Raw genomic sequence first — 11238 nt, 5'->3', positions numbered from 1 at the left:
GCATCGTGACGATGTGCGTCGGCGGCGGCATGGGCGCCGCGGGACTGTTCGAAATCTTCTGATCGATTGGCGGCGGGATCGGAACGGTCCCGCCGTCTTCACTCGCGCATCTACGCGCGAGTTTCTGGACTTCAGCTCGCGGCCATCCCCTATCTCGTCGGTGCGAGATCGGCTGCCGCGGAATCGCGCTTCTTATGATCCGTCAGCCAGTCCATGAGCTCCTCATGGCGCTCGACTACAGAAGCTGACGGAGCAGCCGGCGGGCTCCGCTGCGGTTGCTCCGCCCCGGTGAAGGTCTTCGGCGGGTCTTTACGCGGCGCGGGCGCCTCGCGTGGCTCCTCTGCCTGAACGGCCTTTGGTATTTCGTAGTCGCCATTCCGATAGCGCCACATTTCATAGAAGAAGACCACGCTCAGATAGAGCGTGACGATCACCCACAGGATGAAGATATGTTCCAGTGTCATGGCAGGGTCACGATCGCCGTTTCCCGTGCCGCCGACGCTCAACGCACTGACGCGGACCGAAGCTCATTGTTCTCATGATTGACTTCGCGTACGAGGTGTTGAGGATTTTCCTCCGGCCCTTGCGGTGAGCCAACCGTTTTCGGCCGCCGCCTCTTCAGCGTGTGACCTGGGTCGCCATTTGCACTCCGTGCTCGACGTACTTCGCGGTCACCGTTGACACCGCAAGCCGGCGGCTACGGCAACACCACGAGAGCCAGAGTCGCAGAATTCCCGCAACCTTCCGGCGATATTGACCTGGAGGAGTCGTAAGTTCTTGATTTAATGGCGCGCCCGGAGAGATTCGAACTCCCGACCTTCTGGTTCGTAGCCAGACGCTCTATCCAACTGAGCTACGGGCGCGTAATCGACGTCATGGCGGGTTACAGAGAAACCCGGAATGCGAAACCCCTGTTTTCAGGGTGTTCCAAGAGGCAGGGGTCATGACAGCCCCCGCCGCGGGGCGCGCATCCTACCAGCCACATGGAAGGGACTTCAACTTTGTCAGGCTGGCGGAGAGAGAGGGATTCGAACCCGGGAGCGACACAAGCGAGATCAGTAAGTTGCTGATATCTCGCGACCCGGCGTTCCCCGAAATCCCCTCAACACCCCGGATTTGGCACCAGATTCGGCACCCCAGCAGGGTCGCGTATTCTAGGGGTAGGAACTGGCGTGTCAACGTTCAGTGCGCGAGCACGGCATCCAACCACGCTTCAGGGGGTTTCTCGCACCGCCCCCCCCTGGGGCGCCGAGCCTGCGAGGTCTACACGCCAGCGCGCCCGAGACCCGTCGAGTTTCGCCGCCTTTGCGGCGCCGAGAAGCTTCGATCCAGACGCGCGCTTCGGTGGTATGGCGAGTTTCGCCGCTGATTCAGGCGAAACTAGGATCATGAGCGTCGGTGAGTTCGGACTCTCGATGAGATCTTCGAGCCCGCGCTCAGTCGAGGTCTTCACATTCGGATGCAATCAGTTCCAGCTCACCGACTGAAGTGTCCAGGAGATCGCAGATGACGTCGAATGCCGGAACCATGTATTCCGAGTCGTAGACGTTATAGAGCGTAGCGCTGGCATACTTGCAGCATTCGACGATGGATATTGCCTTGAAGAGTTGCTCACGCTGCGCCTTTATACGCTTCGCGAGTGAGCGGGCACTGTCGAGTGCTGCGGGTCGGGGCTCTGACTCATGTGACTGCTGGTCTCGCTCCGACTCCGCAGCAGCTGTTGGCTCGGGGGGCGTTCGCGTCTTCTTGGTCGAGTGTTTGGCGGATCGCTTGGACGCCTTCGCCGCGGATGCCCTCTTAGTCACGCTCTCCTCCAACATGTGGGTAGGTGTGAGGCGCCACCCGTGACGACGAGCTGGGTGGACGCCTTTGTTGGACCGGCAAGCGCCCGCGCTTCGATGTCTCTCGCGAGCTGACATTGTTCGCTCAGTTGCGAAACATCCTGTGATATGGCCGGCGACTTGGGAATCGTGGTATGGACTGCGCCTTCCATCGTCCGGTCGTCACGTACTCGGCGAATGTCTTGCAGGCGAGTTGTCGAGTGCGACACGTGATCGCGTGAGGGCAGCCGTCGCAAGGCACCGGCTCAGGAGCGAGATCGAATTGCTCAAGTTCTTCCCGTCGTGACGGTCGCGGAGTGCTCGTTGAGCCGCGTTGAACAGCACGTGTCATGGCTGCACCTCGCGGGAGCGACATAGCCGCTCAATAGTCTCGGCACCACCAATCAATCGCGCATGAAGCGCTGCTTGCCCTTCCTTGCATTGCCTGGCGGCGTCGCGCAATCCGTCGGCCACGATGAACGCTTCGGCTGTCTGGACGTCTGAGTCGCTGGCATCCGCAAAGAACTTTCGCCGTGTCGCAAGTATTGCGTTTCCGAGTTGCTGAGTGCGCTGAAGTGCCGCACCGTCTCCACGCACTTGCCACCACGTCTCGATCTGCCGCACGCATTCGAGCAGCGCACCGATTCCCATGCTGATGACGATCATGTCTTCTCGGGTAGCGCGATTCATTGTCCATCCTCCCGATCGGTATCCTCGCCACCCAGATCGTCCGGCCTCAGCTCGTAGATCCAGTCATGCACGGACCAAATAGCCTTCAGCGCACGCTTCAAAACTTCCTGTTCCGGAGTTGAGCTCTCCTGCGATTCCAGAGAGTGCAGCGTGACTTCGACGAGACAGATCGCGCCGATGCATTCCTCGAGAGCGCCTTCAGGGCTGACCAAGGCAGAGGATTTCTGTCGCGAAGGTGCTGCTGGCGACTCAGCGCTTAATGTCGTCCTGCCGGGCGGTGCCGTCTGTCGCTTTCGTCGGGTGCTCATGGCCACACCCCACTGGACGGGAGTCGCCGAGGGCTGGCAAGGTCATCGCCGCTGCAGAATTTACGCGCACGTACCCGCATGAGCGCCGGGTGCGCGATAATAAAGGAAGCCATAACTACCTCTCCGGAGGCGTTGTGGTTAGGCCCTCGTCGGTGTTCCACCACTGGCGGGGGCCGCCCTTCGCGGCTTTCTAGCCGCTCCGATACACTATTCCTCAGTAATGGTAATGTCTAGACGCATCTAGACTGCCTAAGGTTTTCCACGATGTCGGAGCAAAGCGGACGCACAGGCCGGCAACTTGGGCTCTATGTTCCCGTTGAAACGGCGGAAAAGTTGAAGGCGCTCTCCGCGCAAACGGATATCCCGCAGAGTCGCCTGTTGCGGCAAGCGCTGCAGCTGCTGTTCGAGAAATACGCCGATGCATTCAGACAGAAACCCGGCAGATCTCGAAAGCAGTACTAAGGGCGTCCGGGCGACTAGCACCCTAGTGCCAACGGAGGAGTACTAGCAATCAATAACTTACTGAATTACCGACGGTTCAGTACACTAGCCGTCCCGCAACGCCGAGTTCCACTAAGAGCATCGCGAGCGACGCCGGTGCGGAGCCACGAGCTTGAGGCCGTGTTCTGATTCCACTCTTGGCGAGCGTCGGGGCAACACTGAGCTCGAGCGATAGTTAAGTCGCATCAAGCGGCTCCAACCGATCGGACGCGCGCTGACGAGACAAGCGTGCATGCAAACCGGGTGCGTCCATTGCATTCTCCTCGAATGCTTCGGCTGCCTTGATGCGCCAATCAATATCGCCCGACTCGCTGAAGGTAGTTCGCAGCTCACGCAGCACCGCGAGCGCTTGCGTTGCCCACGCTCGGAACTCATCTGCCGGCCAATAGGCAACCCTCTTCAATGAGGGGAAAGCACCCCTTGCTGCCTTCCTCGCTTTGGTGACAAGAACTGGTAGCACATCCGCATTCTTTGCTGCGGGCACATTCTCTTTCATCCAGTCAGCGTGCGAAGCGGCCTGTCGTGCCTTTGTCGTGTCGATAAACGGTGTTGGGGAGATTGTATTGACATGATCCTCAAACACAAACCCGATGTCGTCGCACAGCCACCAAGGGTCCGGCGATCCATCCGTTTCTACTTTGCCTGCCGAGAAACCCAATAGCTCGCCGAGCAGCTTCTGTGCATTCTCAAAATCCTTTGGGCTGCTAAGTCCATCAATGATTTCCTTCTCGCGTCTCGTGTATGCCCGGTTGTGTAGTTTCCCCAGACTCATTAGAGACGTCTCTACGCGCTCAATCTGCCGCATGACCGCTGCGTTGCGACTTTCTTCTTCTGCATTTGTCGCTTCATATCGCGAAAGCGTTACCAGCCATGGCAAGGCACGCGCCGCTTCCTTGGCCTTCGAAAATTGTAGGCGCGCCTGATTCTCGAATCCGGGCACACCCTGCTTTGCTGTCAAGAGCGCTGCACCGCCCGCCAGGTAGTGCCACAACGCGCGATACCCCTTCAGGTCCTTGTGTACGATCGCGCCTAGGACCTCGCGGGCTTCGTCGAATGCGACTTCGTAATCCCCTTGCCACATGCGAGCTTGATAGCTGATCTCATGATCAACAGCGCGCTCCAGTTCGCTCATCGCCGGAAACTCCGCCCTTTCCGCCGCATCGCGCTTGGCGAGGATGTCCTCATTCACCACCTCCCAAGCTTCCTCGTGTTCGAGAAAGATGGAGAAGTTCTCCAACAGCGTCCTGGCATTTACGTCTTGAGATTGCTCGATACCGAATTCGAGTTCAGCTTGCAACTCTGGATGCATGTATGAACGACGATCACGATCTCCCAAATAGTCTGCCAGCTCTTCCCCACCTACGACTACTGCAGAGAAATCGTTGAGGCCGCGAGTACAACGGCCAACTGCCTGCAGCACGCGAGTCTGCACGCGTTCGTTGAGCAGGAGATTCGCACCCATGCGTGACATCAAGAATCGTTCCTGCAGATTGACGGCGCGCGGTAGCCCCTCAATGAATAGCAGTCTGCAACTGTCACCCGGGAAGTCGATGCCATCGAATCGATTCGCGACGATCGCCACTGCTTGGTCACAATCGATAAAGGGCTGCTTCGTCTGCTCGATGTCGGCAGCAGAGAAGGTCCTGAAGCCTAGCTCTGCCTTGACATCTTTCTCTATAGCCTCTGCGGCTGCATCGCTCGGTACGAGGACTAAGCTGCGGCCTGCTTTGCTCATCAGCTTTCTTGAAAGAATTCTGGCATCCGCCTCACCGAGCGACATCCCTGGGAAGATGAAGAAGCGACGTCCAATACCCTGCTTATCCCACCCTTCTGGGATCGCCAAACGCTTGATTCCCCGTCGACCGGTGAGCCTCTCCAAATCCCCGCCCGCACCGAGAGTTGCGGACATGAAGATTCGTTGCTTGGCTTGAGCAAAGGGCTCGTGGGACCAAGTAGGCGGGATCAGTGGCCTGATCAGTATCTCGGCCGCTGACATGTAAACCTGACAGGCCTCCAGATGATCTGAAATCATCCGCCACGGATACTGAAGGTCCAAGTCACCGATGTGTTCATCGATGACCTCTCTAAGGTCGTCAGCGATCTCAATTAGATCGGGTGTTGGCAGCTTGTCATTCCACAGCTTATCGGCGAGCGAACGTGGTTCGTTGATGAGGCGAGAATAGAAATGCGGCTCAACCACTCCCTTGAGTACACCGGTCACGGCAGCGAAAATCTGCGCGTGCTCCGGACTGAAGCGCTCGATTCTCATCGTCCATAGCTGCCCGATATAATTCTCGGCAGCATGCGCATCGTCGACTATGATCAGGTGCGCGTCTTTAAAAAACGGATTCGTATTGAAAAGGGAGTTGTAGGTTGCCACTGCGACTCGGGCGCCACCGGTGTAGCGTGCCTTCGCGCCTGGATCATAGTCACGAATCCGACCGGTAAAGCCGTCGGTATCCAGCCCGTACTTGGCTCGAGCCTCTTCGACAACCTGATGCACCAGTTGCTTCGTCGGACACAGATACACGGTGCGCTCACGAAACTTGCGGCGGCGCCATTCGGCAATAAGCAATCCGACAAGGGTCTTCCCGCTGCCTGTAGGTAACTGCAGGGCTACATCAGAATGATCTGCTCCGGTCTTGGCGTAGGTGCGGAGTATTTGCCCTTGATGATCAAGCAAACCAGTGTATTTGCGTCGCGGCAGGTCCAGGAATAGCTTGTCTGGACTGTCTGGCGCTGATGAGGGAGGCGGCGTCTTCTTAAAGGCCATCGCTTCTTCCTGAATTTAGAAATAGCCGCAGACTAAGGTGGCGCAACAGCTCATGACATCGTCGATCGAGCTGCTGGCAGCGAGAATCTCTTCCGGCCATCGATTCGCTTCGCATAGCCCCAAATCCCCGCCGTCCAGTGTGAACGTTTTTGGGTTTGGCTCGCGGAAATACGTCAAAGATCCAACGATTTTACCAATCGGGGATACGAAATGGTCATTCCCTGTTCCCCTCGGGCCGCTTGCGCGTCAGACGTCCTCTCTGCCGCTTCCGCGTATTGAGCGGAAACGCCAAGAACAAATGCGAGATGCAGATCGTGCCATGTGGTGCCGCCTTCTTAGCAGTGCGCTGATGCTCCGTATCGAACGCAGCATGCGGAGCAAATAACCTCGATGGTATACAAAGCAATCCGCCGCCCTTGGACCTAACCATCTTCAGCTCTGCCACGGTTACCGCCTGTGTCAGTCCTTCTCGAATCGATCTCTCGCACGCCGTCGCGTCAGCGGTAAATATTCCAACCATAAGTGCGACGGGCTCACCTTTTCCATAGTCTCCGGTAACAAAGCGAGACATTCCTTCTGAGTAATACAGCGTTCGTGTCCGCTCCAGCTCGTCCAGTTTCTTGAACTCAAATATCAAGCTTAGGCGTGGCTCGCACCGATTGCTGAAATACTCTATATCCGTTCTCCAGCGGCGAGCGATACGCCCGGTCCTCTTATCAACAATTCCGCCTAAGGATTCCTGTCCCCAACGCCCTGTAAGCCGCGCACTTGTCTGGGCGGTATCCTTTAGCCGCTCCGCGAGCACGAAAGTGAGGTCAGGCTCCTTCGCTCCCGCGTGGAATCCAGATAGGTTCGATGCAGCAAGCTCGTTCCATGCGTGCCGAAGGAAGCCAACCGCACGCGCGGCCTCATCGAGCGGAAACACCTTTAGCCAAGCATCCCTCGATGTCACGCGCCCTCCGCCAGACGACTGGCGGCCGAATGAACCGAATCGACTACGCGTTGTGCATCCCGTAGAGCAGTTCGCCTCAACCAGTAACGCCGCACGAGCGGCTTGATCAGGTATAGGCACTGATCGACGCGGATCACCACATCCGCCGCAAAATACAAGTTCTCGGTGACTGCGGTAGGTAGCAGACTCTTCTTCTTCAGCATCTCCACAAGCGCCAGCACCGCGCGATCATTGAGTTCAACTGTTGGTCGCGCATTCCTCTCGTGTGCCATCTTGCCATGCGCATGGACCGCGAACTTCACAACACCAAAGCCAGTTCTGCGCAACTCGGAAGCGGCGGTCACTTGCACCTGAAGTTTGCCATCTCCTCCCATCTGGTCACGCCATTGCTCTAGCTCAGTCTGCACAGATGCCGAATACCGCTCTACCATGCGCTTCGTCGGCGGAGATTGAAGCGAGGTGTTGATGCTGACAAATCCTCGTGGCTGAACGGACGGGAGCAACTCGTCCACCGTCTCCTGAACTAACGCACGCTGCCCAGCGTCCAAACCAAAATAGCCGTAGAGCAGCTCCTGCAGCTGTGGGTGAGCGGCGTCGTAAGCATGAGGCTGCTCGATAGTTGACAGCACCTCGAGTTTGCGTGTGACGTTGGCGACCTCTTTCACGATCTGCCGAGCACGCTGCGGGTCGTTGTGGCGCTCTGGCGAAAAAAATGGGAATCCCTCTACATCCCGAAGTGAAACGCGATGGCGCTCACTCAAGACCTGGTATGCGTTCATTACGAGGAAGTACCGCACAAGATTGGAACGCAGGTACACAGTCGCGAAGCGCAGCAAGTCCTCGTCTGCGGCGGGACCAGAAATGACTCCCACACTGCTCATAAAGCTCGCCGGAGTCGCAGTGAATGTCGCGCGCACCGTCAGTTCCGGCGACGGTCCGTCTGGAAACACGATCCGCGGCCCTTGAAACACTGAGACCAGCTCGGCGCCCAACTTAGCAACCGTCTTGATCTCCTGCGGGAATGGCGTGAATAGACTCCGATCAAGAACCGGCACATCCGAATGCAACGCAGATGCTGGAATGAATAAAGCTTTGCGCAACGGCGCGGACGACGCAGGCCGCTGGACACTTGCATCATGCCGGTGGAATCCCTTGCGCCTAACCCAACGTGCCTTCTCCCCCTGGAAGAACTCCCGAAACGTGCCGCGCAGTCGAAGCTGCGCCCACAGCGCGAGATCGTACGGGCCGCCCCAAGTCAGCGTCACAAGGCGACGGTTATCAGTCCAGACAGCTTGTGTCTGAACAGTATGTCGCTCGCCGCTATGAAGAGTAATGCGCCCCAGGGCAAGGCTAAGATCGGCCTTCGGTGAAAAATAATCGAATACCTCATCAACCGGAATGTGGTCGAGTTCCTCTCCGCGACGTGGGCGCGCGAGAATCACTACGCAAGCATGACTTGCATGCGTGAACAACAATTCACGCAGATCACCGAAGTTGATTATTCGCTCAGGCCTCGCCCGTAAGAGCCAGCCACGAACGAACTCGCTACTTGTCGGGGCCAAGAATAGACTGACCGGCAAGATGAGACAGAGCCGCCCCCCGTCCTGCACGCTCTCAAGAGCCCGATACGCAAAGTCACCGGCCAGCTGTCTGCGTGTACGCAGAATCCCCGCTTCCTGCGCCCACCGATCCGAAGGAAGCGACTCATCCCTTTTTGGCTCCTTCCAAGGCGGATTACTCAAGAAGATCGAAAATCGAGGCTTTGCGGCGAATGAGTTCTTTGGCGAAAAAAAATCGCCGTCGCGTTCGCCTGCTTGTAGATTGCGTCCCAGCAACCGTGGAAGCGTGACGTTTTCACTCTCCTGAAGCTCCACAATATCTGCGGGCTGCAGTCGCTCAAGAAGCGAGAGATACAGGCTGAATGCCGTAATCCGGCACGCTGCCTCACTGACATCGCTACCAAATATCCGCTCGCAGAGTAGCTCGCTGCGTTCACGCAACATCAGCTGAGAACCCTTACGACGCTCAGCAACGCCAAGCATGCGCCGAAATGCGGTTGTTAGAAGGATGCCGGATCCGCAGGCCCCGTCATATATCGTTTCCGCGAGAATATCTTTCGAATCGGTGAACGCCTGCTCGATCACTAAATTCGCCAGGTTGCGAGGCGTGTAGTACGCACCGAGCTGGCGCTGTTGATCGCCGAGGAATGATTCGTAAATCCCAGATATGAGTTCTACTGGAATGAAGCGGAAATCGTAGTTCCACATGCTTGTCTGATTTGCCGCCAAGTCGACGCGAGAAAGGAAGGAATCCAACGTCTCGAAGCCGTCCTCATCCAACAAGGACCATGGCGTTTCAGCTGCGTCCTCTGGCTCGAGAAAGTCGCCGTTGAAATCTTTTTTCAGCTGCTTGAGAAGCCGCAGAACTCCCTGTCGATCTCGGTCGTGAATTAGTTGCGGCAACGGCCGCACCTTGCGACGCTGCTGATAGCTGGCGCTGACAATTTCCCGGTGCTCGAGGTACGAGATAAACAGCACCTGTCCCATGACATACTGGGCAACAGCGCGGCTGAAATTGCGCTTCTCCAATCGAGCAACTGCTTCGCCGAGGTTGCGCAGCAGATAATGATCAACCCTCTCCTCAGGTTTAAACCAGTCGGGGTGCCGCTGCTGCACGTCTCCTGATTGAATGTCGAGAATGGAATATGGCCCATCGGGCCTAGCCGACGAGAGCGGCATCGGAGCATCCGGGGCAATCGACTGAGATCGCCCAGGCCGTAGCTTCTGAACGGGCACTGCTGAGAGACTCTCATCGTCCACTATCAGCACAATGGAGATCAGGTTCTGATTCCAGATCTTCTGGCGTAAAGCCTCAATCAATGAGTGATCACCAGACCTCTGGGCCGCGCCCAGAAAACACACGGTCGGTAACCCCTCGACATCGAAAACGGCGCTCGCGCGAATCTCGCCGGTCGGCGATAGCAGATCGTGCAGCTCAGAGGCATATGGATGGTCGGCGCAGATAGCCGCGTCATTGGTGTGCAGGGAAACGCTGTTTCCCGCGTAACCCAATGCTTCCAACCACTTTTTTACGTTCCTGCCGGGCATTCTCGTATACGGGCAAACGCCATCTCAACATTGCCTAGAACTATACGACATGTTTTGTGTATAGTCCATTAAAAGAGGTATACACGCATTTCAAGTTATACACACATAATGTGCACGGTCATGGATCAACTCGCTGACATTCCATTCGCTCAGCAGCAACGTCTTCGCTTCATAGAGTCTTCACTACTTTGGGAAGGCGAAGTGCAGAGGCAGCGCGTCACTGAGATTTTTGGAGTTGCTCGAAATCACATTTCGCGCGACCTCAAACTCTACAATCGTCTGTACCCGGGCCATCTCCAATACGATTTGTCGACCCGGTCCTATCGGAGGGGCGCCAAGTTCAAACCAGCGCTCTCATCTGATGATCCTGAAGAGTACTTATCGCTTCTGCAAACGTATGCAGCCACACACACCGTCGCGCTCATTCCGGCGCTGGGAAAAGGCCCAATACCGACTGGCGTATTGCCACAACCGAGCCGAACCCTAGACGGACACATTCTTCGAGATGTTATTGGCGCCATCCGCCGTCGAGAAGGGCTCAAGATTACCTATCTCAGCATGAGCAGCGACCATCCTTCAACGCGAACGATTTGGCCGCATGCCTTCATGAATTCGGGATTCGATTGGATCGTCCGCTCCTACGACGACCTTCGCTCCGAGTTCAGGGATTTCCTCTTGCGCCGCATCGACAGCGTAGAACCTCTGCAGCAGGCTTCTCCGATGTCCGCGACTGCAGATGCAGGCTGGAGCGAACTGGAGAGAGTTGTAGTTGTGCCTCATTGCGGCCTTAATCCTCATCAGCGAAGCGTCACTGCGCGGGATTTTGGAATGCGCAAAGATGGAAAGTCCTTCGCTTGGTACGCCGACATTAGACGCTGCATGCTGCCTTACTTTTTCCATCACTACCGGCTGGACCTAGATCCAGCCGCTCCGCATGCGCCGCGAATTCAGCTGCGTGACCGCGCGCGCTTACGACAGCACTTCTTTAAGCCACTTGGCGAATGATATGAGCAGCCATCGGTGCGATCCGATGGTGCATTCGGTTGAATCTGGACCGGCGGCACGATGCGCGTGCGGATCTTCTCGT

The 11238-nt window shown here is 57.0% G+C and carries 7 protein-coding genes and 1 tRNA gene; 2 read left to right on the top strand and 6 right to left on the bottom strand.

Annotated elements, in window-relative coordinates; all coding sequences use genetic code 11:
• Nucleotides 1–149: 149 nt before the first annotated feature.
• From HNQ60_RS19420 to HNQ60_RS19405, 4 genes are all read right to left on the bottom strand, one after another.
• Entirely contained in the window at nt 150–464 is a 315-nt protein-coding gene (locus HNQ60_RS19420) for a hypothetical protein (protein ID WP_184334403.1), read from the bottom strand.
• Nucleotides 465–786: 322 nt separating this feature from the next.
• A tRNA-Arg gene (locus HNQ60_RS19415) sits at nt 787–863 on the bottom strand.
• A gap of 573 nt (nt 864–1436) precedes the next feature.
• Nucleotides 1437–1805 (bottom strand): hypothetical protein, encoded by a 369-nt coding sequence (locus HNQ60_RS19410; RefSeq protein WP_184334402.1) that lies wholly within the window; start codon nt 1803–1805, stop codon nt 1437–1439.
• 363 nt (nt 1806–2168) lie between these two features.
• Nucleotides 2169–2510, bottom strand: coding sequence for a hypothetical protein (locus tag HNQ60_RS19405; RefSeq protein ID WP_184334401.1), 342 nt, complete (start codon nt 2508–2510; stop codon nt 2169–2171).
• A 572-nt stretch (nt 2511–3082) separates the two neighbouring features.
• Between HNQ60_RS19405 and HNQ60_RS28365 the strand changes: the two genes are divergently transcribed.
• Nucleotides 3083–3280: a ribbon-helix-helix domain-containing protein gene (locus HNQ60_RS28365; RefSeq protein WP_184334400.1), complete on the top strand. Its 198-nt coding sequence runs from the start codon at nt 3083–3085 to the stop codon at nt 3278–3280.
• 214 nt (nt 3281–3494) lie between these two features.
• Here HNQ60_RS28365 and HNQ60_RS19395 read toward each other — a convergent pair whose 3' ends face one another.
• Together HNQ60_RS19395 and HNQ60_RS19390 are read right to left on the bottom strand one after the other, a co-directional pair.
• Nucleotides 3495–6092 (bottom strand): DEAD/DEAH box helicase, encoded by a 2598-nt coding sequence (locus tag HNQ60_RS19395; protein WP_184334399.1) that lies wholly within the window; start codon nt 6090–6092, stop codon nt 3495–3497.
• 948 nt (nt 6093–7040) lie between these two features.
• Complete coding sequence (locus HNQ60_RS19390; RefSeq protein ID WP_184334398.1) at nt 7041–10151, bottom strand: N-6 DNA methylase; 3111 nt, start codon at nt 10149–10151, stop codon at nt 7041–7043.
• 120 nt (nt 10152–10271) lie between these two features.
• Here HNQ60_RS19390 and HNQ60_RS19385 point away from each other — a divergent pair, with 120 nt between their 5' ends.
• Nucleotides 10272–11156, top strand: a complete 885-nt coding sequence (locus tag HNQ60_RS19385) for a WYL domain-containing protein (protein WP_184334397.1) — start codon at nt 10272–10274, stop codon at nt 11154–11156.
• Nucleotides 11157–11238 lie beyond the last annotated feature (82 nt).

It is taken from the genome of Povalibacter uvarum (assembly GCF_014202975.1).
Lineage (GTDB): Bacteria > Pseudomonadota > Gammaproteobacteria > Steroidobacterales > Steroidobacteraceae > Steroidobacter > Steroidobacter uvarum.
This window is presented reverse-complemented; position numbering and strand designations above follow the sequence as displayed.